Origin of the sequence: Acinetobacter higginsii, assembly GCF_000369525.1 — a bacterium.
GTDB lineage: Bacteria > Pseudomonadota > Gammaproteobacteria > Pseudomonadales > Moraxellaceae > Acinetobacter > Acinetobacter higginsii.
This window is the reverse complement of sequence record NZ_KB850073.1, coordinates 1-26,190: the sequence shown is the minus strand read 5'-3', so window position 1 is coordinate 26,190 and position 26,190 is coordinate 1. Positions and strand designations below refer to the sequence as shown.

Below are 26,190 nucleotides of genomic sequence, written 5' to 3'. Positions count from 1 at the left end.
TTTATTAACGCTAATCGAGATTAACGTTTGATGTCGCGCTGTGTCGAGCCTGTGTAAAGCTGACGTGGACGACCGATCTTGTAAGGACCGCTGTGCATTTCTAACCAGTGGCTGATCCAACCAACTGTACGTGCAAGCGCGAAGATCACCGTAAACATACCTGTTGGGATACCAATCGCTTTTAAGATGATACCTGAGTAGAAGTCTACGTTCGGGTAAAGCTTACGCTCAACGAAGTACGGGTCGTTCAGTGCAATACGCTCAAGTTCCATTGCAAGTTGCAATTGTGGATCGTTGATGCCTAATGCAGCAAGAACTTCGTCACATGTTTCTTTCATGACTTTCGCACGTGGATCGAAGTTTTTATAAACACGGTGACCGAAGCCCATGAGTTTAACTTCTTTACGTTTTACTTTTTCCATGAATTCAGCAACGTTTTCTACGCTACCAATTTCATCTAGCATTTTAAGTACAGCTTCGTTTGCACCACCGTGAGCAGGTCCCCAAAGTGCAGAGATACCTGCAGAGATACATGCATATGGATTCGCGCCAGTAGAACCAGCAAGACGAACGGTAGACGTAGACGCATTTTGTTCGTGATCAGCATGAAGCGTGAAGATACGATCCATTGCACGAGCAAGAACTGGGTTTACTTTATAATCACGGTCAGCAGGCGTAGCAAACATCATATGTAAGAAGTTTTCTGCATAACCAAGGTCATTACGTGGGTAAATGAATGGTTGACCTACAGTGTACTTGTAGCTCCACGCTGCAAGTGTAGGGATTTTCGCGATTAAACGAATTGCAGTAATTTCACGGTGGTTAACATCTTCGATGTCTAAACCGTTGTGATAGAACGCAGATAATGCACCAACAACACCAACCATGATTGCCATAGGGTGAGCGTCACGACGGAAACCATTGAAGAAGCGGCTTACTTGATCGTGAACCATCGTATGGTTACGTACTTTCGCATCAAATTCTGCTTTCTGTTCAGCATTTGGAAGCTCGCCATTAAGTAGTAAGTAGCAAGTTTCTAAGTAGTCTGCTTGAGTCGCTAATTGATCAATTGGATAGCCACGGTGTAATAACACACCTTTGTCACCATCAATGAATGTGATCTTAGATTCGCAAGCCGCTGTCGCCATAAAACCAGGATCGAAAGTAAAGTGACCTGATGCCAATACATCTTTAACGTCAATTACATCTGGGCCTAATGTGCCGCTGTAAATTGGTAATTCAATTTCTTTGCCATCAAGCTGTAATACGGCTTTTTTGCCAGTTGCTGCAGACATTCAATAGATCTCCTGTCCTGGTGAATGATTATCTGACTCGAAATACTAATCTTGTCATGTGCGAATCAGACGGTGTCAAAATTTGCTATAAGATTAGTGGTTACTAAAATTTTGTCAATTATACTTAGGGATAAAAAATGACGTTGCTACAGTCAATTAGTCATTCAGTATCGAAGAAAAAACTGAGTAAAATCACAGCACCGGTCGAGTATAATATGTCAAATCAAGTTTCAGGTGCATAAAAAAAATGAAGCATCAGTCCAATTGTAAGTAAATTTTTATTTGGGTCAGATGTTGCTGCTTATAAAATAAATACTTATCCCGTCTGCAAGCCCTATAACGGCCATACTTTGCCGTGAACTGTTCATTCAAAAAGCAATCAAAAGCGCTCTAGGTAAATTCATTATTGGTGCATTTTGGTGCGATTAATTGCCTAAAAAATGACTCATTGAATTTGGCAAAAGGAATCTTAAAAATAGATTATTAATTAATTATATTTAATATATAAATGAGCAGTATTATTTGGGGCTATATATAAAGGTTGAAAAATTGCGCTGCTTTGACGCTGAAAAGGGCATTTTTTGTGAAATATGAAGAAAAGAATTTATAAAATTAAAAAGTATCTATAAAAAATAGTATTTTATTTTTATCATTACAAAACAATCAGATAGTTGTTTTTGCTTAAACTTGATGCATTAATCGCCGCTATTATGCGTGTGAATGATTCTTATTTAAAGTTTTTTTCGACTAAAGCGAAAGTTGATTGTTTGTATTTTGATATTTCACGTTTTATAATTCGATGTCGTTTATAGGTTAGGCATGTGCTGTGCTTGCCTAACAATGCCAGCTTTCCTTTGAATTAATTCAAACAAACTCCGGATGGAGTTTCTACCTACAGGATGCCCGCTGTGAAAAGCAACAGACCTGTCAATTTGTCCATGGGTCAGGTGTTAGCGGTAAATTTACGCTCACCCGTGGCTATTGCATCAATTCTACACCGTCTATCAGGTGTAATCGTATTCTTATTAGTCGCAGTTCTTTTATGGATTTTGGATAAATCTTTATCTTCACCAGAAGGATTTGACTACGTTAAAAATGTCGTTTTCGGAAATATCATTGTACGTTTCATCGTATGGGTATTTGTAGCTGGCTTGATTTTTCACTTTATTGCAGGTGTGAAGCATTTACTTGCTGACCTCGGTTTTGCTGAAGAACTTCAAAGCGGTCGTATCGCTGCTACAGTTTCATTGATCTTGTCTGCGGTTGGTATTGTCGCAGCATTCGTATGGATTATGTTCTGATGAAAAGTGCTACAGGTTTAACAGGTTCAGGTTCTCGCGACTGGTATATCCAACGTGTCAGTGCTGTAGTGTTAGCTGCATACACTGTAGTGTTGTTTGGCTGGATCCTTTGCAATAGCGGATTTGGTTATGAACAGTGGGCTGGCTTTATGCTGACTTTGCCAATGAAGATTTTCTCTTTATTAGCAGTGTTATCGCTGGTTGCACACGCTTGGATTGGTATGTGGCAAGTCTTTACTGATTATGTAACGACTCGTCAAATGGGCCCTTCAGCTTCAGGTTTACGCCTTGTACTCACTTCTGCTGTCATTATTTCAGTGTTCGTGTACGCAATCTGGGGTATCCAGATTTTCTGGGCAAATTGATAGGAAGAGATCATGGGCGCAATTAACCCTAAAGAAGATTATTCAAATATTCAAAACCTCACTTTCGACGCAGTTATCGTTGGTGGTGGTGGTTCTGGTATGCGTGCTGCTTACCAACTTGCTCAAGCGGGTTTAAAAGTTGCTGTATTGACCAAAGTATTCCCAACACGTTCGCATACAGTTGCCGCTCAAGGTGGTATTGGTGCGTCGTTAGGTAACATGCAAGAAGATAATTGGCATTATCACTTCTATGACACGGTGAAAGGTTCTGACTGGTTAGGCGATCAGGACGCAATCGAGTTCATGACACGTGAAGCGCCAAAAGTTGTGTATGAGCTTGAACACTTGGGTATGCCGTTTGACCGTAACGAAGATGGTACGATCTATCAGCGTCCATTTGGTGGTCACTCTGCAAACTATGGTGAAAAAGCAGTTCCACGTGCGTGTGCTGCTGCTGACCGTACAGGCCATGCGTTATTGCATACCTTGTATCAAAGCAACGTGAAAATGGGTACTCAGTTCTACGTTGAATGGATTGCATTAGATTTAATCCGTAACGAAGAAGGTGATGTACTTGGTGTAACGGCGATTGACCAAGAAACAGGTAACATTGCTGTATTCCAAGCCAAAGCAACCTTATTCGCTACAGGTGGTGCGGGTCGTGTTTATCGCGCATCAACCAATGCTTATATCAATACTGGTGACGGTCTTGGTATGGCTGCTCGTGCAGGTATTCCATTGCAAGATATGGAATTCTGGCAATTCCACCCAACGGGTGTTGCTGGCGCAGGCGTATTGTTGACTGAAGGTTGTCGTGGCGAAGGTGGTATCCTTCGTAACAAAGACGGCGAACCATTCATGGAACGTTATGCACCAACTTTAAAAGACTTGGCGCCACGTGACTTCGTATCACGTTCTATGGACCAAGAAATTAAAGAAGGTCGTGGTTGTGGCCCTAAAGCGGATTATATCTTATTGGATATGACGCATTTGGGTGCTGAAACGATTATGAAACGTCTTCCGTCTGTATTTGAGATTGGTAAGAAGTTTGCAAACGTTGACTGTACTAAAGAGCCAATTCCAGTGGTACCAACAATCCATTATCAAATGGGTGGTATTCCGACCAATATTCATGGCCAAGTGGTTGTACCACATGGTGTAGAAGAAGGTGAATTCTCTGCAAGCTACAACAAAGACACTAAAGAGTATTCTTATAAAGGTACTCGTGATTACGTAAAACCTGTGAAAGGGTTCTATGCAATTGGTGAATGTTCTTGCGTGTCAGTACATGGTGCAAACCGTTTAGGTACCAACTCATTGCTTGACCTTGTGGTATTCGGTAAAGCAGCGGGCGAGCACATCATTGACTATGTAACTAAACATCATGGCGATGATTATGCACCGCTTCCAACTGATGTCTTGGTGAACACTTTAGCGCGTATCCGTAAGCTTGATGATTCAACAACGGGTGAAAATGCACAAGAAGTTGCTGATGCAATCCGTGACATCGTACAAGATCACGCCGGTGTATTCCGTACTCAAGCATTGCTTGATAAGGGCGTAAAAGAAATTCTTGCGATTGAGCCGCGTGTTCGTAACATTCATTTGAAAGACAAATCTAAAGTATTTAACACTGCGCGTGTTGAAGCGTTAGAAGTTGAAAACTTGTATGAAGTTGCGAAAGCGACTCTGATTTCTGCTGCTGCACGTAAAGAATGTCGTGGTGCGCATACAGTTGTTGACTATGAGTTAGCACCTGATCACCCAACTTATTCTTACGGTCGCCGTGATGATGAGTGGATGAAGCATACTTTATGGTATTCATCAGATAACCGTCTTGAATATAAGCCGGTACGTTTCAGCCCATTAACGGTTGAAGCAATTGAACCTAAACCACGTACATTCTAATCGGGAGAACAAAGATGAGTAGAGGCACTCGTACATTCGAAATCTACCGCTATGATCCTGATAAGGATAAAGCGCCGTACATGCAAACTTTCAAACTTGAGTTAACCGATAAGCATCGTATGTTGCTTGATGCGTTACTTGCGTTGAAAGTGCAAGATGAGTCATTAACATTCCGTCGCTCTTGCCGTGAAGGTATTTGTGGTTCGGATGGTGTGAACATCAATGGTAAAAATGGTTTAGCGTGCTTGTGGAACTTGAACGACTTGCCAGAGAAGATTGTGATCCGTCCTTTACCTGGTTTACCAGTGGTAAAAGACTTGGTTGTAGACATGAATCAGTTCTATGATCAATATGACAAGATCCAACCATTCTTGATTAATAATCAGCCAGCACCGGCAAAAGAGCGTTTACAGTCTCAAGCAGAACGTGAACACTTAGATGGTCTATATGAATGTATTCTTTGTGCATGTTGTTCAACGTCATGCCCATCATTCTGGTGGAACCCTGATAAGTTCCTTGGGCCGTCTGCATTGTTAAATGCATACCGCTTCATCATTGACTCTCGTGATACGGCAACACAAGAACGTTTGGCTCGTTTAGACGATCCATTCTCTTTGTTCCGCTGTAAAGGGATCATGAACTGTGTATCAGTATGTCCTAAAGGTTTGAACCCGACAAAGGCCATTGGTCACATTCGTAATATGCTGTTGGATCAAGCGGGTTAATCTGCTTTTTCTAGCGTAAAAAAGAGAAGCTCCGAAAGGGGCTTCTTTTTTTATGGTTGCTGTAATTCCTGACTGCTTAAAAAATATCTATTTGCAAAAGTTGGGCTTGAATTTTAGAAATGAGGCCTTAAATATTTATAGATTTTGCTGTTAAACCAAATCATGGGAATCGATATGATAAATATATTGATTTATTTTTCATCAAACTGAATAAGGTTTGTGCAAGATTTGTAGAGAATGTTTATTTTTGATCGATTGGAGTGCAACTTTTATCAAAAGGGCGGTATATTAGAATATAATTTGATGTGTGTATTTCGCTGCTTTATAGATGGTATGTGTCAAAAAAATCAATCCCTGCTTGAGAACATGATAGGATTTCTGCCACAAATGAAATCAAAAAATAAACAGATTCTGGATGTTATCGATCGATAATGCCTTAGAGATTTGTACAGATTTCATGGAAAAAGTCAATTTAGAAAAGTTAAAAATCCAGTTAATTTTTCTAAAATGATTTGCAAAAAATTGCTCGATTTCATCGAGTATGAAAAATGAGTTATGTGCCTTGAATTGAAGGTGCGTAGCTCATTTGTTACATCAAAGGGAATACTCCTGATGTGTAGTAATAATGTCTCAAGGTTGGATGATCTTGAGTAGTAGTGTCGTGTTTACCAATTTGACACTATGAATCATGGGTGTGCTTAAAAGGCAGCCTGTATTATTTTTTGCAATAGGAAATGGGTCCAAAAATGCAAGAAGTTGCTGACGCATCGCGTCTTGACACTGAACTTTCCGCTGATAGTGCAGCGTATATTGAAGAGCTATACGAGCAGTACCTAACTTCTCCAACCTCAGTGTCAGAGGATTGGCGTGAATATTTCGATAAATACCCTAAAGGTGATCAACCACACGGCAGTGTGCGCGAGCAATTCCTCCTTTTGGGACGTAATGCAAGCCGAGTTCAACCTGTCGTACAAAGCACTGTAAGTACAGAACATGAGCGTCGTCAAATTGGTGTATTACAACTCATCGCTGCTTACCGTAACCGTGGTCATCAAAAAGCTAAACTCGATCCATTAGGTCTTGCGAAACGCGAAGACGTTCCTGACCTCGATTTATCTGCACACGGTTTAACTAAGTCTGATCTCGATACTGTATTTAATACAGGCAACCTCGCAATTGGTAAAGCAGAAGCAACATTGTCTGAAATGGTTGATGCCATGGAAGCAACTTACTGCGGTTCAATTGGTGCAGAATACATGCATATCGTTGACACTAAAGAAAAGCGTTGGATTCAACAGCGTTTGGAAGGTGTTCGCGGTAAATTCAATTATACCAATGATCAGAAAAAAGGTTTCTTGGAGCGTTTAACTGCTGCTGAAGGCCTAGAGAAGTATCTTGGTAACAAATTCGTTGGTGCAAAACGTTTCGGTGTAGAAGGCGGTGAGTCTTTTATTCCAATGATGAACGAAATCATTCAACGTGCAGGTAGTGTCGGTTGTAAAGAAGTTGTGATTGGTATGCCACACCGTGGCCGTCTCAACCTTCTTGTTAACATCATGGGGAAAAACCCAGCTGATCTGTTTGGTGAGTTCGAAGGCAAGAGCCTACATAAAAAAGGTTCTGGTGACGTTAAGTATCATCAAGGCTTCTCTTCAAACGTCATGACTCCAGGTGGCGAAGTTCACTTAGCATTGGCGTTTAACCCATCCCACTTAGAAATCGTTGGTCCTGTGGTGGAAGGTTCAGTACGTGCACGTCAAGTTCGTCGTAAAGACATTGGCGGTGATGATGTACTTCCTGTGATTGTACATGGTGATGCTGCATTTGCAGGTCAAGGTGTAAACCAAGAAACCTTCCAAATGTCACAAACACGTGGTTACACAGTGGGCGGTACCGTTCATATCGTGATTAATAACCAAGTGGGCTTCACGACTTCTGATCCACGCGATACACGTTCTACCGAATACTGTACTGATGTTGCAAAAATGATTCAGTCGCCAATTTTCCATGTGAATGGTGATGATCCTGAAGCTGTTATTTTCGCGACTCAAATTGCCCATGACTTCCGTCATGAGTTCCGTAAAGATGTGATCTTAGACTTGTTCTGCTACCGTCGTCGTGGTCATAACGAGGCAGATGAACCATCTGCAACTCAACCATTGATGTACCAAGTGATCAACAAGAAAGCGACTACGCGTACCTTGTATGCAGATCAATTGGTTCAAGAGAAAGTACTTGATCGTTCAAGTGCTGATGCCATGGTTGAAGGCTACCGCTCTGATTTAGAAGCAGGAAACCACGTTGCCAATGCTTTAGTTCGTGAACCAAATAAAAAGATGTTCGTCGATTGGACACCTTATTTGGGCCATGAATACACCGATCTTTGGGATACAACGTTCAGCATTGATCGTTTGAAAGAACTTGGTTTGAAAATGAATACATTGCCAGAAGGTTTTGTATTACAGCGTCAAGTTCAAAAAGTCATTGATGATCGCGTGAAAATGCAAACAGGTGAAATGCCACTCAACTGGGGTGCTGCAGAAACTTTAGCGTATGCGACTTTACTTGATGATGGTTTCTTGGTTCGTATTACGGGTGAAGACGTGGGTCGTGGTACATTCTCGCATCGTCACGCCAAATTACATAACCAAGTTGATGGTTCTGTTTATATTCCACTTTGCCATATCAAAGAAAATCAGCCACGTACTGCGGTTTATGACTCTTTACTGTCAGAAGAAGCAGTACTTGCATTTGAATACGGTTATTCAACGACATTGCCAAAAAGCTTGATCGTTTGGGAAGCTCAATTTGGTGACTTCGCTAACTGTGCACAAGTTGTAATTGACCAGTTTATCGCTTCGGGTGAAACCAAGTGGGAGCGTGTTTGTGGTCTAACCATGTTGTTACCACACGGTTATGAAGGTCAAGGTCCAGAGCATTCATCTGCACGTTTAGAGCGTTTCTTACAGCTATGTGCTGAAGACAACATGCAAGTGATGACACCTACGACACCTGCACAGATTTTCCATGCATTACGTCGTCAGGCAGTTCGTCCGATTCGTAAGCCAATGATCGTGATGTCGCCAAAATCGTTATTGCGTCATAAACTTGCGACTTCAACTTTAGATGAATTAGCAAACGGTTCATTCCAAACTGTGATCGATGAAATTGATCAAATCAACAAAGCTGACGTAACTCGCTTAGTGCTTTGTGGCGGTAAGGTTTATTACGATTTACTCGAAAAACGTCGTGAGCTTGGTTTAAACCATATCGCGATTGTTCGTATTGAGCAGTTATATCCATACCCAGAACAACGCTTAGCTGAAGTAATGGCAGCTTATCCAAACATTGAAGAACTTGTTTGGACACAAGAAGAGCCGAAGAACCAAGGCGCTTGGTTGTTCATCGTTCCTCGTTTGTATGAAGATGTTCTTAAATCTGGTAAACAAATCCGTATTAGCTATGCTGGTCGTGAAGCATCTGCCGCACCTGCTTGTGGCTCGCCATACTTGCATGCAAAACAACAAGCTCAGCTTATCAATGACGCACTTGCGATTGAAGTTGAACAATCAGGAGATTCTAAATAATGGCAACCGAAATTAAAGCACCGGTATTTCCAGAGTCAGTTGCTGACGGTACGATCGCAACTTGGCACAAGAAAGTAGGTGAACCTGTATCACGTGATGAAGTGATCTGTGACATTGAAACCGATAAAGTTGTTTTAGAAGTGGTTGCTCCAGCTGATGGTAGCTTAGTTGCAATCATCAAAGGTGAAGGCGATACAGTTCTTTCTGACGAAGTGATTGCTCAATTCGAAGCTGGTGCTGTTGCTGCAGCTGCTCCTGAAGCTGCTGCTCCAGCCGCAGCGGCTCCTGCTGCATCTGCGCCTGCGGCTGCATCAACTCAAGCTGTTGATTCAAACCAAGCGCCTGCGGTTCGTAAAGCATTATCTGAAACTGGTATCAATGCTGCTGACGTACAAGGTACAGGCCGTGGTGGTCGCATCACTAAAGAAGATGTTGCTAGCCATCAAGCTAAACCTGCTGCATCAGTTCAACCATTAAGCGTTGCTGTAGGCGAGCGTATCGAGAAACGTGTTCCAATGACACGTTTACGTAAACGTGTTGCTGAGCGTTTATTGGCTGCGACACAACAAACTGCAATGTTAACAACGTTTAACGAAGTTAATATGAAGCCAATCATGGAAATGCGTAAGCAATATAAAGACGCTTTCGAAAAACGTCATGGTGCGCGTTTAGGCTTTATGTCTTTCTTTGTTAAAGCAGCGACTGAAGCATTAAAGCGTTACCCAGCTGTAAACGCATCTATTGATGGCGATGATATTGTTTATCACGGTTTCTATGACATCGGTGTAGCAGTTTCTTCTGACCGTGGTCTGGTTGTTCCTGTACTTCGTGATACTGACCGTATGAACTATGCGGAAGTTGAAAACGGTATCCGTGACTATGCTTTCAAAGCACGTGACGGTAAGTTAGGTATCGAAGACATGACTGGCGGTACGTTCACAATCACGAACGGCGGTACTTTCGGTTCATTGCTTTCAACCCCTATTTTAAACCAGCCACAAACTGCAATCTTGGGTATGCATAAAATCCAAGAACGTCCTATGGCGGTAAATGGTCAAGTTGAAATCTTGCCAATGATGTACTTAGCACTTTCTTATGACCACCGTTTAATCGATGGTAAAGAAGCAGTAGGTTTCTTGGTAACAATCAAAGAATTGTTAGAAGAGCCAGCTAAACTCATTCTTGATCTTTAACATATTTAAATCCCCTTAAATAGTCCTTTGATAAAGAGGGCTACCCCTCTTTGTAAAGAGGGGTTAGGGGGAGATTTAAGGAATAGAAAAATGTCTCAACAGTTTGATCTTGTTGTCATTGGCGGTGGACCTGGTGGTTATGAAGCGGCGATTCGTGCAGCTCAACTTGGTTTCAAAGTCGCTTGTATCGAAAAACGTATTCACAATGGTAAGCCATCTTTAGGCGGTACCTGTTTAAACGTGGGTTGTATCCCTTCTAAAGCATTGCTTGACTCTTCTCACCGTTACGAAGCAACTGTTCACGAACTTGCTGAACACGGTATTACGACGGGTGAAGTTAAATTTGATTTAGACACTTTGTTGGCACGTAAAGACAAAGTTGTTGATCAATTGACGGGTGGTGTGGCTCAATTACTAAAAGGTAATGGTATCGAGTGGTTACAAGGTACGGGTAAATTACTTGCAGGTAAAAAAGTAGAATTCACACCTTTTGAAGGTGAAGTACAAGTTTTAGAACCAAAGTACGTAATTCTTGCGACCGGTTCTGTACCTGTAAATATTCCAGTCGCACCTGTTGATGAAGACTTAATTGTTGATTCGACTGGCGCATTGAAATTCTCAGAAGTTCCTAAGCGTCTTGGTGTAATTGGTGCTGGTGTTATCGGTCTAGAACTTGGCTCTGTATGGCGTCGTCTTGGATCAGAAGTTGTTGTGTTTGAAGCATTAGATGCATTCTTACCAATGGCAGACAAAGCATTGGCGAAGGAATATCAAAAAATCTTGAAAAAACAAGGTTTAGATATCCGTATCGGTGCAAAAGTTTCTGGTGCTGAAACCAATGGTCAAGAAGTAACGGTTAAATACAACCAAGCTGGCGAAGACAAAGAACAAGTTTTTGACAAGCTTATCGTTTGTGTAGGCCGTAAAGCCTATGCAGAAGGTTTATTGGCTGAAGATTCAGGCATTAAATTGACTGAGCGTGGTTTGGTTGATGTAAATGACCAATGTCAAACATCTGTAGAAGGTGTTTACGCGATTGGTGACTTGGTACGCGGTCCAATGCTTGCACATAAAGCAATGGAAGAGGGCGTAATGGCTGTTGAACGTATTCACGGTCACGCAGCTCAAGTGAACTATGACACGATCATTAGCGTTATTTACACACACCCAGAAGCAGCTTGGGTCGGTTTAACTGAAGAACAAGCCGCTGAAAAAGGTCATGAAGTTAAAGCAGGTCAATTCCCGTTTGCGGTGAATGGTCGTGCGTTGGCTGCTGGTGATACTGCTGGTTTTGTGAAATTCGTTGCTGATGCGAAAACAGATCGTCTGTTAGGTATGCACGTTGTGGGTCCTAATGCATCTGATATCGTACACCAAGGTATGATCGCGCTTGAATTTGTTTCTTCTGTTGAAGATTTACAATTGATGACTTTCGGTCACCCGACTTTTTCTGAAGTTGTACATGAAGCAGCGCTTTCTGTTGACGGTCGTGCAATCCACGCGATTCAACGTAAGCGTAAATAAATATAAAGTGTGGTTCGCCACACTTTTTTTGAATGATGATGATTGTCTTATTTAGACAATCATTGATTCAATATGTAGCAGTCTGATTTTAAGAAGATCAAGGCTGTATCACTACAAACAACATAGTAGGTAACTAAATGAACTTACATGAGTATCAAGCTAAAGCGTTATTGAAAGAATATGGCATGCCAGTACAAGAAGGTATCTTGGCAACAAATGCAGACGAAGCAGTTGCTGCATTTGAACAGCTTGGTGGTAAATTCGCTGTAATGAAAGCGCAAGTTCATGCTGGTGGTCGTGGTAAGGCTGGTGGCGTTAAAGTTGCAAAATCTAAAGAAGATGTTATCGAATTTGCAAACAATATCATTGGTACTCGTCTTGTAACGTATCAAACAGATGCAAACGGTCAACCAGTTAACAGCATTATCGTTGCTGAAGACGTTTATCCAGTTGAGCGTGAGCTTTACTTGGGCGCGGTTGTAGACCGTTCTAGCCGTCGTATTACTTTCATGGCTTCTACCGAAGGTGGTGTAGAAATCGAGAAAGTTGCAGAAGAAACGCCTGAAAAAATTATCAAAGTTGAAGTTGATCCATTAGTTGGCTTACAACCATTCCAAGCACGTGAAGTTGCGTTTGCTTTAGGTTTGAAAGACAAGCAAATCAGCCAATTTGTAAAAATTATGGCTGCTGCTTACCAAGCATTTGTTGAAAATGACTTTGCATTATTCGAAATTAACCCACTTTCAGTTCGTGAAAATGGCGATATTTTATGTGTAGATGCGAAAGTAGGTATCGACTCTAACGCGCTTTACCGTTTACCTAAAGTTGCTGCTTTACGTGACAAGTCTCAAGAGAATGAGCGTGAATTAAAAGCATCTGAATTTGACCTTAACTATGTTGCTTTAGAAGGTAACATCGGTTGTATGGTGAACGGTGCTGGTCTTGCAATGGCAACGATGGACATCATCAAACTTTATGGTGGTCAGCCTGCAAACTTCCTTGACGTTGGTGGCGGTGCAACGAAAGAGCGCGTAATCGAAGCGTTCAAAATCATCCTTGCTGATACTTCTGTACAAGGTGTTTTAATCAACATCTTCGGTGGTATCGTACGTTGTGACATGATTGCTGAAGCAATTATTGCAGCGGTTCAAGAAGTAAATGTAACTGTACCAGTTGTTGTTCGTTTAGAAGGTAACAACGCTGAGTTAGGTGCTAAATTACTTGATGAATCAGGTTTGAAATTAATTTCTGCGAACGGTTTATCTGATGCCGCAGAAAAAGTTGTAGCTGCAGTTAAAGCGTAAGGAGTATCAATCATGAGCGTATTAATTAATAAAGACACTAAAGTATTGGTACAAGGTTTTACTGGTAAAAACGGTACTTTCCACTCTGCACAAGCTTTAGACTACGGTACAAAAGTTGTTGGTGGTGTTACTCCAGGTAAAGGTGGTACAACTCACCTTGACCTACCAGTATTCAACACAATGAAAGAAGCGGTACGTGAAACAAATGCAGATGCATCTGTTATCTATGTACCAGCGCCATTCGTTTTGGACTCAATCGTTGAAGCAGTTGATTCAGGAGTTGGCCTAATCGTTGTGATCACTGAAGGTGTTCCAACAATCGACATGCTTAAAGCGAAACGCTACTTAGAAACTAACGGTAACGGTACTCGTTTAGTTGGTCCTAACTGCCCAGGCGTGATCACTCCAGGTGAATGTAAGATCGGTATTATGCCTGGTCACATCCACCAACCAGGTCGTATTGGTATCATTTCACGTTCAGGTACATTGACTTATGAAGCTGTTGCTCAAACAACTAAGCTTGGTTTAGGTCAGTCTACTTGTATCGGTATTGGTGGTGACCCAATCCCAGGTATGAACCAGATTGAAGCGCTTCAATTGTTCCAAGACGATCCAGATACTGATGCAATCATCATGATCGGTGAGATCGGTGGTACAGCAGAAGAAGAAGCTGCTGAATTCATCAAATCTAACGTGACTAAGCCTGTAGTCGGTTACATCGCGGGTGTAACTGCACCTAAAGGTAAACGTATGGGTCATGCTGGTGCGATCATTTCTGGTGGTCAAGGTACTGCTGAAGAGAAATTCGCTGCATTTGAACGTGCAGGAATGGCTTACACGCGTAGCCCAGCTGAGCTTGGTTCTACTATGTTGCAAGTTTTAAAAGAGAAAGGTTTAGCGTAATACGTTAGATTTTAATCTTTAAAAAACCCCAATGGAGACATTGGGGTTTTTTATTAGGTTATTATTCAGTTTTGTTTTAAGGATTGAGCTTTAACCCAACACCGCTGTTAATTCTTGAGTATATTGGGAAATACCGTCCAGATTAAAAAATTCAACTTTTAACGCTTTACTTTGGGGATCAATATTCACTTCACCAAAGAACTGGTACCCATCTAAAGGCGAGAGATTTGCTTTACCTGCGGGTGGAGTTTTTTCAAAGATCACTTGTCCACCAAAGGTTGCATCCATTTGATTAGGACCAAAAGTACCCGCATTTAAAGGACCTGCTACAAACTCCCAGAAGGGTGAAAAATCAGTAAATTGAGCCCGGGTATTATCATAATAATGTGCGGCACAATAATGAACATCGGCTGTTAGCCATATCATGTTTTTTACTGACTTAATACGACGAAGTAAGCCTGCAATTTCCAGTTCACGCCCGAGAGGTGTGCCATTGTTGCCATTGGCAATCGCTTCCCATGTTTTAGCAATACCGTCAGCGACGCCAAAATTATCTTGCACATTTAAACCAATCGGCATATCTGCAGCAATCACTTTCCATACGGCTTTTGAATTAGACAATTCATCCACCAGCCAGTTGACTTGAGTTTCACCGAGAAAGGCCGTGTCTGCATTTAGACTGGTCTGTAAATTGGTACTATTACCTCCACGATACGACCGCATATCGAGTACAAATACATCTAGTAATGGACCATGACTGATTTTACGGTAAATACGCTGATCGCTGAATGCCTCAGTTGTCCATGGCATTGGAGAGTATTCTAAAAATGCTTGCTTGCCACGATAACTCAGCGTATTGATGTCTTTTTCAGCATAAGCATTATTTTTGCTTAGATCTTTGGTAGCAGACCAGTTATTGGTCACCTCATGGTCATCCCATTGCCAAATTTGCGGTACTTCTGCAGCGAATTTTCGTAAGTTCTCATCCATAAAATTATAACGATAGCGACCACGGAATTCTTTTAGGCTTTCAGCGACTTTACTGACTTCTTCTGTGACAATATTTTTCCAGATGCGCAGCTCATCGGGCTTTAATGATTGTCCTGCTTGTAAAGTCACCGTATTTTGGATCGGACCATCTGCGTAAATGGTGTCACCACTATGAATAAAAAAGTCTGGTTGACGTAGCCGCATCGTTTCCCAGATTTTCATGCCTCCAATATCGGGGTTAATACCCCAACCTTGTCCTACAACATCGCCACCCCAAACAAAGCGAATGGGGGAGGTGCCTGTTGATATGGTGCGGAAGCTACCTGTATAGATTTCACTGGTGACATTATTTTGTGTCGCATCTTCAAAGCTAACCCGCAAAAAAATATGCTGATCATTTGGTAAACCTGTCAGGTTCACTCGCCCTGTATAGTCACTGGCTGCGGTTACCACTGGACCTGATACGACTTTGGGTTGTTTAAAGTGATCAGTAAAGTCATATTCTACACGTAGTTTCGAAGCTCGATCTGATTGTGCCCAAATGGTTGCATTGCCATTACGGACATCACCAATTTGAATACCAGACGGGAGTTTGGGTCTGGCATGCTCTGGAAGAATAATTGCTGGGGCTTTGTTGTCATTTAGGCCGCAGGCAGCCAAGGTTGAAATAGATGCAACACCGACAGCCAATTTTCCACTATTAATTAAGAAACGACGACGGCTTTGAATAAACTGCGACATATTGGCATCTCATTTATTTACTGAGGTGGGGATTTTGCAGTATGAGAAGCCTAAGTGAATGAATGATGACATCAACATCATTTGAATTTTTGCAGAAGCGAGAAGTGCTGATTCACTTTATAAAAATAAAAAATCGGCTGCAAGACAACCGATTTTTGAAATGACTTACGGCTCTCTAGCCATAAGATTGTTGGTCTACTCTTTAGGTTTTAACCCTTGCGTTAAACCATTAATATCACCACCTTGTAAGCCAAGTTCATTCATTAAGCTATCAATGAGTGGTGCTTGTGAGCGGTAGCGTAGGGCGCTATTTACTACTTGATCAGATAAAGAGGTTTGACCATTTTCAACCGTATCACTACCGACAGTACCGCCACCTGCAAATCCATTTAAACCATTCACTTGTAAAATCTTGATGTCATCAATGTTTTCCATTGGTTTAACACTTTCACGAATGATCTCTGGTAAATGCTTTAATAGTGCCAAGCGCACTTGCATTTCTACCTGTTCAGCAGAAAGCGTATTGGCTGCTTCATTGACGGCACGAGCACCTTCCGCATCAACCTGATATTGTTTTTCCAACGCTTGAGCAAGTAGGATTTTTGCATCCGCCTCACCTTTCGCTTTTAAGCGAATCTTTTCAGCATCTGCTTCTGCTGCAATACGTACTGCTTCTGCTTCATCAGCAGCGGCTTTTTTACCCGCATCCGCAGCAACCGTAATCGCAATGGCTTCTTTCTCAGCGGTTTGTTTAGCTGCAACCAGCTCGACTGCTTTTTGACGCTCAGCACGTTGTGTTTCACGTACCGTCACAACTTCTTCCTCTGCTTTTACCGCTTCGGCACGGGCCTTGTCAGCTTGCGCTTTGGCTTCTGATTCAGCGCGAGATTTTTCAGCAATGGCAATGGCACGATCTTGCTCAGCCAGTTCGATGGTTTTCTTTTGTTCAACTTGTGCTTTTTGAATCAATTGTGCTTTTTGAATATTCTCATTTTCTACATCACGCGCAGAAGCAATTCGTTTTAGTTCCACTTCACGTTCAGCAGCAATTTGAGCTTCTTCAGCCTCACGTTTTTTACCTGCTTCTTGAGAGGCGATTTCTGCAGTTTGTTCAGCTTTACGAATCGAGATTTCACGCTCTTGCTGTAACTTTGCATATTCTTCTTCACGCGAAATTTCTAAACGAGCACGTTCTGCTTGTAAGTTCTTTGCACGAATCGCAAGGTCAGCATCTTGTTCAATGTCATTACGCTTTTTACGACGGTCTTCAATGGTTTCGGTCAGCTTGGTTAAGCCTTCCGCATCGAACGCATTTTGCGGATTGAAGAATTTAAAGCTAGTTTGGTCGAGACCCGTTAAAGATACGGTTTCAAGTTCTAGACCATTTTTGGATAAATCTTCAGATACCACTTGTTGAACTTTTTGGACAAAGTCGACACGCTTTTCATGTAGTTCTTCCATTGCCATTTCTGCAGCAACGGCACGAAGTGAATCGACAAATTTACCTTCGACCAGATCTTTAAGCTCTGGTGGGGACATGGTTTTACGTCCTAAGGTTTGGGCCGCGGTTGCAATTGACTCTGCAATCGGTTTAACACGAACATAGAATTCAGCCATGACATCGACACGCATACGGTCACGGGTAATCAGGGCTTGGTCTGCAGCACGTTTTACCTCTAAACGTAAAGTATTCATATTTACAGGAATAATTTCGTGTAAGACAGGGAGGACAATTGCACCGCCATTTAAAATGACTTTTTCGCCACCAAAACCAGTGCGCACAAAAGACACTTCTTTACTTGAACGGGTATAGAGACGGGCGATAATAATGCCAATAAAAATCAGTGCTGCAAAAATAACACCAGTAATAATTAAAATTTCAGTCAATGCTGAATTCAACATGTAAACACCCTCATGTAGTCATAAATATAAAAATTAAGCAGCAATCGCTTGGAATCCAATTTTGGTTCTTTGCGTTAAAATCACGTCTTGTCCTTGATGGAAAACCAGATCAAGTTCGGGTTCAACCAAGACGTAATGGGTTTGGCCAAATTGGTCTTTAACTTTGGCTTGTGCAGGGGAGTTGGGTTTAGCATCCCCTAAAATAATATGTGCTGTTCTGCCAATTAGATCGTCTGCTTGAATTGCTGTGGTTTCATCTTTAGGAATAATCTTGGCAATTAATGCAGCGCTATAACGTACCAATGGCATACAGAGAAATAAGCAGGCAGGGGCAATGATCCACGCAGAAAGATAATGTTCTGTAAATTGATAAAACAGGTCTTGGATGATTAAACCTGTGAGTGCATAGACGGTTAAGAAGATGATCAGCCAGATCAGTAAAGGGACTTTACCTAAATACAGCCATTCCAAAAACTGGATCAAAACAGAATCAGATTGTTCTACAGAGACATCTGCATGATCAATATCGCTCAGACTATCAGGTAAAAATTGTTCCAAAAAGCTAGAACTACCACCGAATAATAATAGAATGAATTCGAGTAGGCCAATAAACAGGCATAGCATTAAAGCAATGCTAAAAACAAGGTTAGAAGGATGTGTTAAAAGATCCCAGATCATCGTAATTACTCTTATTTCTTTTAGCGTTAATTAATAAATTTTTTATAAAAATAAAACAGTTATAAGAGTAAAGCCAACACGTCTAAATTTCAACCTAAATTGACCACATTCTTGCAGACGAAAAAAAACGCAATGATTGGGGTGATCACTGCGTTGAACAACGAATCTGTTTAAAACAGTTTCGGTTGAAAGGAGAAATGTCATGAGATTAGTGTGAACTAACCTACAACGCCATAGTATTTAAAAACCTGACTAAGTTCATCGGTATTCATGTTAACTACTGTTAATAGATGTTAAGAAGTGACGATAATTGTTAGTTTTGGATTGTTTGGAAGAGTTCTAAAATTAAACTTAAATCAAATGTTTAAAACATAAAAAGCCCAATCAAGGGCTTTTTATGTGAAAAGTAACGTAAATTAGAATTTAAATAATCCAATTCCCGCCTTCACTTCATCTAGCGTTTGTTGAGTAATGATGCGGCACTTTTCGGTACCTTGTTTCAATACATCCATAATGTAATCTGGATCTTTTTCCAGCTCGGCACGACGTTCACGAATCGGTGCAATCAATTCTTGTAGGACACCTTCCAAGCGTTTTTTCACAGTACCATCACCGAGACCACCACGACGATAATGTGCTTTTAATTCTTCCACTTCTTCTTTGTTTGGATCGAAAGCATCAAGATAGGTAAATACGATGTTGCCTTCAACCTGACCTGGGTCTTCAATACGAAGATGGTTTGGATCGGTATACATTGCATTGACAGCTTTTTTGATGTCTTTATCTGTAGCATTCAACACAATGGTATTGCCCAAAGATTTCGACATCTTCGCTTTGCCATCAAAACCAGGTAAGCGTGCCATATTTGACAACAGGGCTTTACATTCTGGTAATAGATCATGACCAATTTGACGATTAATACGACGTACCACTTCGTTGGTTTGTTCGATCATTGGGAGTTGATCTTCACCAACAGGAACGACAGTCGCTTTAAATGCGGTAATGTCTGCTGCTTGTGCAATTGGGTAGCACAGGAAGCCTGCTGGAATATCACGCTCAAAATTACGTAATTGAATTTCAGCTTTTACAGTAGGGTTACGCTCTAAACGTGCAACAGTCACGTAATTGAGGTAAATCATGGTCAATTCATTCAACGCAGGTAAGCAAGACTGTACACAAATTGTGGTTTTGCTTGGGTCAATCCCGACAGCAAGATAATCGAGTGCAACTTGCAGGATGTTATTGCGGACTTTATCTGGATTATCAGCATTGTCTGTCATTGCTTGCGCATCTGCCAATAACAGATGTTGATGGTGACTATCTTGTAGACCTACACGAGAACGTAATGAACCGACAAAATGTCCGAGGTGGAGTTGTCCCGTTGGACGGTCGCCTGTCAAAATGATGGGACGTTGATCAATATTACTCATGATATGTTCCAAGATTCAGTAATTTCATAGATATAAGATTGATATTATTGTACGAGAAATAAATTTTTTTCGTCAGCGATAATTTTAACTTTTTCTTAAAATCATATTGTGATTTCACTGCGTGATTCTACAATGGCTGTATAAATACAAATCAGGAAATAAAAATGGCGAGTGGTTTATTACTATTACTAGATGATATTGCAACAATTTTAGATGATGTTGCAGTCATGAGTAAAATGGCAGCCAAAAAAACTGCTGGTGTTTTAGGTGATGACTTAGCGCTTAACGCCCAACAAGTCAGTGGTGTACGTTCAGATCGAGAATTACCAGTGGTCTGGAGTGTTGCAAAAGGTTCATTTGTTAATAAATTAATTCTCGTTCCATTGGCCTTATTGATTAGTGTTGTTGCCCCTTGGTTGATTAACCCGTTGCTTATGATCGGAGGTCTATTTCTCTGTTATGAAGGGGTGGAGAAGGTTGTGCATATGCTGTTTCATAAAAAAGCCAAAACAGCAGAGGAGGCCAGTGAAAACTTACAACACGTCGAAGTCGATTTAGCCAAATTTGAAAAGGAAAAAGTAAAGGGAGCGATTCGAACAGACTTTATTCTTTCTGCTGAAATTGTGGTGATTTCGTTAGGTACAGTTGCAACAGCTGCATTTATGACTAAAGTGACAGTATTAAGTATTATTGCAATCGTCATGACTGTCGGGGTATATGGCCTGGTTGCAATGATCGTAAAAATTGACGATTTAGGTTTATATCTTACACAACAAGCTTCTGAATTAAAAAATAAAATCGGTCGTGGTTTACTTGGTTTTGCTCCAATTTTAATGAAAACACTTTCAATTGTTGGAACGGTTGCAATGTTTTTAGTGGGTGGGGGGATTATTTCGCATACCATTCCTTTATTGCATCATTTTACTGAAGAAACGGTTGATCATTTAGAGCTCATTCCAAGTGTCGGTTCAATCATTGGTGCTTTAACACCAACCTTGATTAACTTAGGTATTGGTTTGCTTGCAGGCGCTGTTGTGTTGATGATTGTCAGTTTGATTAAGAAACTCTGGCCAAAAAAAGCATCTACTTAAACCTAGGTCGTCATCATCAGAATTATGTGAGGTAATTATGCGTTGGAAAGGTCGTCGAGTCAGTACCAATGTAGAAGACCGTCGTGGTGGTGGCGGTGCGAAAGCAGGTGGTATTAGTATTATTGGGCTAGTGGTCGCCTTTGTGGCTTGGAAATTTTTTGGGGTTGACCCTCAACAAGCCTATCAAGCGACACAAGCTGTAACCGCACAGTCTTCTCAACAAGGCAGTGCACCACAGAACTTGACTGCTGAACAAAAAGAGGCCAGTGAGTTTGTTGGAACGGTGTTGGCAGATACCGAAGATACGTGGACACCAATCTTTCAGCAGCTGGGGATGACTTATAAGCCGCCAAGCTTAGTACTCTTCAGTGGCGTTGTACGTTCAGGGTGTGGTACTGCACAGGCTGCGATGGGACCTTTTTATTGTCCGGCTGATCAGAAAGTTTATATTGATACCTCATTCTTTAAAGATATGCGTCAGCAAATGGGTATTTCTGGAGAACAAAATCAAACAGAACTTTCTCGTCAGGATCAGGCTGGGGATTTTGCTCAGGCCTATGTGATTGCGCATGAGGTGGGGCATCATATCCAAAACCTATTAGGTATTTCAGGTCAGGTGCAGCAAGCACGTGCACAGGCCAGTCAAGCACAAGGTAATCAACTCTCTGTACGTTTAGAATTACAGGCAGATTGTTTTGCAGGAATCTGGGCGCATCAGAATCAAAAACGTACGCAGTTCCTTGAACAAGGTGATATTGAAGAAGCAATGGATGCAGCCGAAAAAATTGGTGATGACTATTTACAACGCCGTGCGACTGGACAAGTTGTGCCAGATAGTTTTACTCATGGTACTAGTGAACAGCGGATGCAATGGTTTCAGATCGGTTTGAAATCAGGTGACGTGAATCAGTGTAATACCTTTAAATAGGACAAAAAAGGAGCGTTGCTCCTTGATTTTTATACGGAAGATATACGAATCAGAAGAACAATTAACGTAAAATAAGAGCGTCTATGCTGAATTGAGGATGATTGGTTTATTGTTGTGCCTAAACCATTTGTTAATATAAATTAAATAATAAGATGGATGAATTGCAGCATAGGCCTTCACTCTTTATTCAATTGCACAGTATTTTGAATTTTATCATTGATTAAAATTTTAAAATTTAAATAAAGTTTATGTTGTTAAAATTGAATAAATAAAGAGGTCATATGGGTAACTTTTTTCTTTTACAAGCATTGACGGTTGTTTTTGCCTTATCCATTGCGACGACCATTTTTAATAAACGAATTTTGGGTTTTCCTCAGGCCATTGGTGTTCCAATTGTCTCGGCTATTTTTGTCTTTATTTTGCAGTGGGGTGCAAGTTTATTAAATGGTAATCAATTTATTACCATTAATATTCATAATATTGAAGCTGCTGTAAGAAATATTGATTTTTATGATTTTCTAATCAATGGTGTGATTTGTTTTATTTTAACGTCATCTGCGCTGAAATTTAGAATTTCAGATTTAAGGAGTTACTGGAAGCCAATTGGTATTTTAGCCACGATTGCACTGGTGTTATGTGCAGGATTTTACGCAGGATTATTGTATTTATTTCAATGGTTGGTTGGTTATCCAGTTCCAATTGGTGTTTTACTATTATTAGGAGCTGCACTTGGAGCAACAGATCCAATTGGCGTTAAAGGGGTATTAAGTTCTATTCGGGCACCGCACCATTTGATTGTAAAACTAGAAGGTGAGTCTTTATTTAATGATGCAATGTGTATTGCCTTATTTATGACGCTATTAAAAGTTTTACAGGGGGAGCATTTTTCATTACTGGCAACAATTGAAACGTTATTATATGAAATCTTTGTTGCAGTGATTATTGGTTTTGCATTTGGTTTTGCGATCTTACGTTTACTAAGAGGTAAACATGAGATGGAGTCTTTGATTTTAACTACTGCACTACTTGCAAGTGGTTCTTATCTCGTTGCTTTATTTGCGCATGCATCTGCTCCGATTGCCTGTGTCATTGGTGGTTTGATTGTCGGTAACAAGTGGCAGGAAATTCGCGAACAAAGAGAAATTCGTGAAGTGAACCATTTTTGGCATACTGTTGAAGGGATTATCAATTCATTCCTGTTTACTTTGATCGGTTTAGAGCTGTTTATTCTGGATTTAAGTGCCAACTTAATTATTGGTGGCATCATTGCCTTTATTATTCTTCATTTATCTCGTTTTGCAGCAAACTTCGCTGCTTTTGCCCTATTTCCATCCTTCCGTAATAAAAGTTACAACGGCAGTTTAGCTATTCTTTCGTGGGGCGGTGTCCGCGGAGGGATTTCACTGGCGTTGATCCTTGCTGTGGCGAATATTCCAGAATTGAGCCAATACAGTAGTATCTTGATTGGCTATACCTTTATTAGTGTACTACTGTCAGGTGTGGTTTGTGGTCTTGGTTTACCCGCCGTGATGAATGCTTTCTATTACAATCCGAGTGAAGAGACACAAGGGCTGAAGGGGTTCTACCAGCGGATGTGTAATAAGATGAATCGTCGTGGTTTTAAATATATTGTTGGTGAGGATAGCTTGGGGAGAGAAACGATTACTATCTATAATCCTGAAATTTTATTGGATCAGAAAACTGAAGATGGTGTAGCAACCATGCACCATCCAAATAAGAGAGAAGAAGTTAAGCGATTAGAGAATCCTGATAATTTTTAATTGCATATTTTTGTTTTTTGTTAAAAAAGCCTTTTTTATAAAAAAGGCTTTTTATTTTATTAGGTAAATAAAAGTTAAACTATATTTGAATTTTAATTAAATAACAATTTGAAAATTTAATTTGTATTTTGTTATTTAAATAATATATTTAAAAAGTTTGTTAAATTAAATTTAAATACCTTTTAGGAATCTAATGGCTTATTTTGTCATATTTGTTTAGAAGTGTAATTTTTATAATTATTAAGAAAAGCTTTTTTATTTTTTAATCTTTTAAATCATGATCTTATTTTGTTGTAAAAAAATATTACAATGTAAGTTTGTTTTTTTATTTTGTGCGCTATTTAACATTTATTTTGTTTGATTTAAAGTGTTGCTGTGAACTCTATCACTTAGAAACAATAATTTAAACTTAAGTTAATAATGTAATTAAGAATTGATTAAGAATTAATAATTTATAATGAGGAATATAACCATGTCTCAAATACAGATTATTTCCAAGGAAAGTCATCAAACCCTTGTAAATACGACGGGAAAAACAGCAACATTACCCTCTGAACCTTCAGTTGTATTAATTAAGGTCTCTGCAAATGATATTTCAGTTGTTAAGAGAGATGGTGAAAATGCTGTTGTAGTATTAAAAAATGGCGAAACAATCGTTATTCATAATTTCTTTAATAATAGTGAGGTAGCAGATAACAGCCTTGTACTACAGGGTGATGATAATCAATTAGTCTGGGCACACTTTAAGGATATGGAAAGTGATGCGGATGCTGATGCCGATGCGGACGCAGATGCAGATGCTGACTCGGATGATGATGATCATGAAGGGGCTGTCTTTTTAGAAGAAACACCAGCGGTAGTACCCGAAGCGGCAGCGGCACCTGTTGAAGCAGCAACATTGCAGCCAATTCAGGCAGTAGAACCATTACTTTATGCAGGTGAAGCATCGAGTGGTTTTAGTCCATGGTTGTGGGCTTTACCTGTACTTGCGATTGGCGGGATAGCCGCAGCAGCAAGTGGCGGCGGTGGAGGTGGGGGCAATAATGACAACAATACAGATACCACACCACCAAATACGGATGCCGTAAAATTTAATATTGATCCAGTCACTGCAGACAATGTCCTGAATGCGGCAGAATCATCAGGCAATGTAACCTTAACTGGAAGCTTGACAGGCGTACCTGCAGATGCAGCGAGCACTGTTGTAACCGTTGTTGTGAATGGTGTGACTTATACAGCAACAGTCAATTCAGCGAATGGTACTTGGAGTGTGAGTGTACCAGGTAGCGGTTTATTGGCTGATGGGGATAAAACGATTGATGCGAATGTTAAGTTTACAGATGCAGCAGGCAATAGCAGCAATGTAACAGATACCCAAGTGTATACGGTTGATACCACAGCACCAAATGCACCAGAGATTAATCCAATCAATGGCACAGACCCAATTACAGGGACTGCAGAACCAGGTTCGACGGTTACGGTGACCTTCCCAGATGGTAGTACAGTTCAAGTACCAACTGATCCAAGCACAGGGGTATGGACCACACCAAATCCAGGTAACTTACCAAATGGAGGTACAGTAACTGCGGTTGCGACAGATCCAGCAGGTAACCCATCTGTACCTGGTACAGAAACGGTGGATACAGTTGGCCCAGATGTTTCAGGTACAACCCTCAATATTGACTCTGTGACAGCAGACAATGTCCTGAATGCGACAGAATCAGCGGGCAATGTAACCTTAACTGGAACCTTGACAGGCGTGCCAGCAGATGCAGCAACCACAGTGGTAACGGTTGTAGTGAATGGTGTGACCTATACAGCGACAGTCAATTCAGCGAATGGCACTTGGAGTGTGAGTGTGCCAGGTAGCGGTTTATTGGCTGATAGCGATAAAACCATTGATGCCAAAGTTACGTTTACAGATGCGGCAGGCAATAGCAGCAATGTAACAGATACTCAAGTGTATACAGTTGATACAACTGCACCAAATGCGCCAGAGATTAATCCAATCAATGGCACAGACCCAATTACAGGGACTGCAGAACCAGGTTCGACGGTGACGGTGACATTCCCAGATGGTAGTACAGTTCAAGTACCAACTGATCCAACCACAGGGGTATGGACCACACCAAATCCAGGTAATTTACCAAACGGCAGTACCGTTACAGCAGTAGCAACAGATCCAGCAGGTAATCCATCTACACCAGGCACAGAGACTGTGGATACAGTTGGGCCAGATGTTTCAGGTACAACCCTCAATATTGACTCTGTGACAGCAGACAATGTTTTGAATGCGGCAGAATCAGCGGGCAATGTAACCTTAACTGGAACCTTGGCAGGTGTGCCTGCAGATGCGGCAACTACAGTGGTCACGGTTGTAGTCAATGGTGTGACTTATACAGCGACAGTCAATTCATCGAATGGCACTTGGAGTGTGAGTGTGCCAGGTAGCGGTTTATTGGCTGATAGTAATAAAACCATTGATGCCAATGTCACGTTTACAGATGCAGCAGGAAACAGCAGCAATGTAACAGATACCCAAAC

17 protein-coding genes and 2 pseudogenes are annotated in these 26,190 nt (G+C 41.0%); 14 read left to right on the top strand and 5 right to left on the bottom strand.

Features of this window, described 5'->3' with window-relative positions; translation table 11 throughout:
- Positions 1–20: 20 nt before the first annotated feature.
- On the bottom strand, positions 21–1,295 hold the full coding sequence (gltA, locus tag F902_RS18570; protein WP_004652200.1) for a citrate synthase: 1,275 nt from the start codon (positions 1,293–1,295) through the stop codon (positions 21–23).
- Positions 1,296–2,194: 899 nt separating this feature from the next.
- On the opposite strand from gltA, the gene sdhC reads away from it, so the two are divergent.
- From sdhC to sucD, 9 genes are all read left to right on the top strand, one after another.
- Positions 2,195–2,596, top strand: coding sequence for a succinate dehydrogenase, cytochrome b556 subunit (gene sdhC, locus F902_RS18565; protein ID WP_017401997.1), 402 nt, complete (start codon positions 2,195–2,197; stop codon positions 2,594–2,596).
- Positions 2,596–2,961: a succinate dehydrogenase, hydrophobic membrane anchor protein gene (gene sdhD, locus F902_RS18560; protein ID WP_004652198.1), complete on the top strand. Its 366-nt coding sequence runs from the start codon at positions 2,596–2,598 to the stop codon at positions 2,959–2,961. The genes sdhC and sdhD overlap by 1 nt, the downstream gene beginning before the upstream one ends.
- Positions 2,962–2,973: 12 nt before the next feature.
- Complete coding sequence (gene sdhA / locus F902_RS18555; protein ID WP_005205877.1) at positions 2,974–4,869, top strand: succinate dehydrogenase flavoprotein subunit; 1,896 nt, start codon at positions 2,974–2,976, stop codon at positions 4,867–4,869.
- 14 nt (positions 4,870–4,883) lie between these two features.
- Positions 4,884–5,594 (top strand): succinate dehydrogenase iron-sulfur subunit, encoded by a 711-nt coding sequence (locus tag F902_RS18550; RefSeq protein ID WP_004664446.1) that lies wholly within the window; start codon positions 4,884–4,886, stop codon positions 5,592–5,594.
- A 746-nt stretch (positions 5,595–6,340) separates the two neighbouring features.
- On the top strand, positions 6,341–9,181 hold the full coding sequence (locus tag F902_RS18540; RefSeq protein WP_005205875.1) for a 2-oxoglutarate dehydrogenase E1 component: 2,841 nt from the start codon (positions 6,341–6,343) through the stop codon (positions 9,179–9,181).
- The gene (gene odhB / locus F902_RS18535; protein WP_005205873.1) at positions 9,181–10,374 is read left to right on the top strand and encodes a 2-oxoglutarate dehydrogenase complex dihydrolipoyllysine-residue succinyltransferase; all 1,194 of its coding nucleotides are present in this window, start codon (positions 9,181–9,183) and stop codon (positions 10,372–10,374) included. The genes F902_RS18540 and odhB overlap by 1 nt, the downstream gene beginning before the upstream one ends.
- 90 nt (positions 10,375–10,464) lie before the next feature.
- Positions 10,465–11,898 carry a dihydrolipoyl dehydrogenase gene (gene lpdA / locus F902_RS18530; RefSeq protein ID WP_004803172.1) on the top strand — a complete coding sequence of 478 codons (1,434 nt, stop codon included), beginning with the start codon at positions 10,465–10,467 and terminating at the stop codon, positions 11,896–11,898.
- Between the two features lie 137 nt (positions 11,899–12,035).
- The gene (gene sucC / locus F902_RS18525; RefSeq protein WP_003655470.1) at positions 12,036–13,202 is read left to right on the top strand and encodes an ADP-forming succinate--CoA ligase subunit beta; all 1,167 of its coding nucleotides are present in this window, start codon (positions 12,036–12,038) and stop codon (positions 13,200–13,202) included.
- A 12-nt stretch (positions 13,203–13,214) separates the two neighbouring features.
- Entirely contained in the window at positions 13,215–14,105 is an 891-nt protein-coding gene (gene sucD, locus F902_RS18520; protein WP_003655479.1) for a succinate--CoA ligase subunit alpha, read from the top strand.
- A 90-nt stretch (positions 14,106–14,195) separates the two neighbouring features.
- On the opposite strand, the gene F902_RS18515 is transcribed toward sucD, so the two are convergent.
- From F902_RS18515 to trpS, 4 genes are all read right to left on the bottom strand, one after another.
- Positions 14,196–15,836 (bottom strand): alkaline phosphatase D family protein, encoded by a 1,641-nt coding sequence (locus tag F902_RS18515; protein ID WP_005205871.1) that lies wholly within the window; start codon positions 15,834–15,836, stop codon positions 14,196–14,198.
- A gap of 195 nt (positions 15,837–16,031) precedes the next feature.
- On the bottom strand, positions 16,032–17,738 hold the full coding sequence (locus tag F902_RS18510; RefSeq protein WP_005205870.1) for a flotillin family protein: 1,707 nt from the start codon (positions 17,736–17,738) through the stop codon (positions 16,032–16,034).
- Between the two features lie 33 nt (positions 17,739–17,771).
- Positions 17,772–18,416, bottom strand: a complete 645-nt coding sequence (locus F902_RS18505) for a YqiJ family protein (RefSeq protein WP_005205862.1) — start codon at positions 18,414–18,416, stop codon at positions 17,772–17,774.
- A gap of 416 nt (positions 18,417–18,832) precedes the next feature.
- Positions 18,833–19,846: a tryptophan--tRNA ligase gene (trpS, locus tag F902_RS18500; protein ID WP_004652187.1), complete on the bottom strand. Its 1,014-nt coding sequence runs from the start codon at positions 19,844–19,846 to the stop codon at positions 18,833–18,835.
- Between the two features lie 164 nt (positions 19,847–20,010).
- On the opposite strand from trpS, the gene F902_RS18495 reads away from it, so the two are divergent.
- From F902_RS18495 to F902_RS18480, 5 genes and pseudogenes are all read left to right on the top strand, one after another.
- A complete protein-coding gene (locus F902_RS18495; protein ID WP_004803183.1) occupies positions 20,011–20,937 on the top strand; it encodes a DUF808 domain-containing protein in 927 nt (308 codons plus the stop codon).
- A gap of 37 nt (positions 20,938–20,974) precedes the next feature.
- Complete coding sequence (ypfJ, locus tag F902_RS18490; RefSeq protein ID WP_005205856.1) at positions 20,975–21,865, top strand: KPN_02809 family neutral zinc metallopeptidase; 891 nt, start codon at positions 20,975–20,977, stop codon at positions 21,863–21,865.
- A gap of 281 nt (positions 21,866–22,146) precedes the next feature.
- Positions 22,147–23,646 carry a cation:proton antiporter gene (locus F902_RS18485; RefSeq protein WP_004803187.1) on the top strand — a complete coding sequence of 500 codons (1,500 nt, stop codon included), beginning with the start codon at positions 22,147–22,149 and terminating at the stop codon, positions 23,644–23,646.
- A gap of 457 nt (positions 23,647–24,103) precedes the next feature.
- Positions 24,104–24,376, top strand: a pseudogene (locus tag F902_RS23140) (BapA/Bap/LapF family prefix-like domain-containing protein); the annotation flags it as partial.
- 327 nt (positions 24,377–24,703) lie between these two features.
- Positions 24,704–26,190 (top strand): annotated as a pseudogene (locus tag F902_RS18480) (Ig-like domain-containing protein); the annotation flags it as partial.

Coding starts and splice junctions, on each gene's coding strand:
- F902_RS18515 (WP_005205871.1), bottom strand. CDS start 15,836: ATGTCGCAGTTTATTCAAAGCCGTCGTCGTTTCTTAATTAATAGTGGA.
- sucC (WP_003655470.1), top strand. CDS start 12,036: ATGAACTTACATGAGTATCAAGCTAAAGCGTTATTGAAAGAATATGGC.
- F902_RS18540 (WP_005205875.1), top strand. CDS start 6,341: ATGCAAGAAGTTGCTGACGCATCGCGTCTTGACACTGAACTTTCCGCT.
- sdhC (WP_017401997.1), top strand. CDS start 2,195: ATGCCCGCTGTGAAAAGCAACAGACCTGTCAATTTGTCCATGGGTCAG.
- F902_RS18510 (WP_005205870.1), bottom strand. CDS start 17,738: ATGTTGAATTCAGCATTGACTGAAATTTTAATTATTACTGGTGTTATT.
- F902_RS18485 (WP_004803187.1), top strand. CDS start 22,147: ATGGGTAACTTTTTTCTTTTACAAGCATTGACGGTTGTTTTTGCCTTA.
- lpdA (WP_004803172.1), top strand. CDS start 10,465: ATGTCTCAACAGTTTGATCTTGTTGTCATTGGCGGTGGACCTGGTGGT.
- sdhA (WP_005205877.1), top strand. CDS start 2,974: ATGGGCGCAATTAACCCTAAAGAAGATTATTCAAATATTCAAAACCTC.
- F902_RS18550 (WP_004664446.1), top strand. CDS start 4,884: ATGAGTAGAGGCACTCGTACATTCGAAATCTACCGCTATGATCCTGAT.
- trpS (WP_004652187.1), bottom strand. CDS start 19,846: ATGAGTAATATTGATCAACGTCCCATCATTTTGACAGGCGACCGTCCA.
- F902_RS18505 (WP_005205862.1), bottom strand. CDS start 18,416: ATGATCTGGGATCTTTTAACACATCCTTCTAACCTTGTTTTTAGCATT.
- odhB (WP_005205873.1), top strand. CDS start 9,181: ATGGCAACCGAAATTAAAGCACCGGTATTTCCAGAGTCAGTTGCTGAC.
- sdhD (WP_004652198.1), top strand. CDS start 2,596: ATGAAAAGTGCTACAGGTTTAACAGGTTCAGGTTCTCGCGACTGGTAT.
- F902_RS18495 (WP_004803183.1), top strand. CDS start 20,011: ATGGCGAGTGGTTTATTACTATTACTAGATGATATTGCAACAATTTTA.
- sucD (WP_003655479.1), top strand. CDS start 13,215: ATGAGCGTATTAATTAATAAAGACACTAAAGTATTGGTACAAGGTTTT.
- gltA (WP_004652200.1), bottom strand. CDS start 1,295: ATGTCTGCAGCAACTGGCAAAAAAGCCGTATTACAGCTTGATGGCAAA.
- ypfJ (WP_005205856.1), top strand. CDS start 20,975: ATGCGTTGGAAAGGTCGTCGAGTCAGTACCAATGTAGAAGACCGTCGT.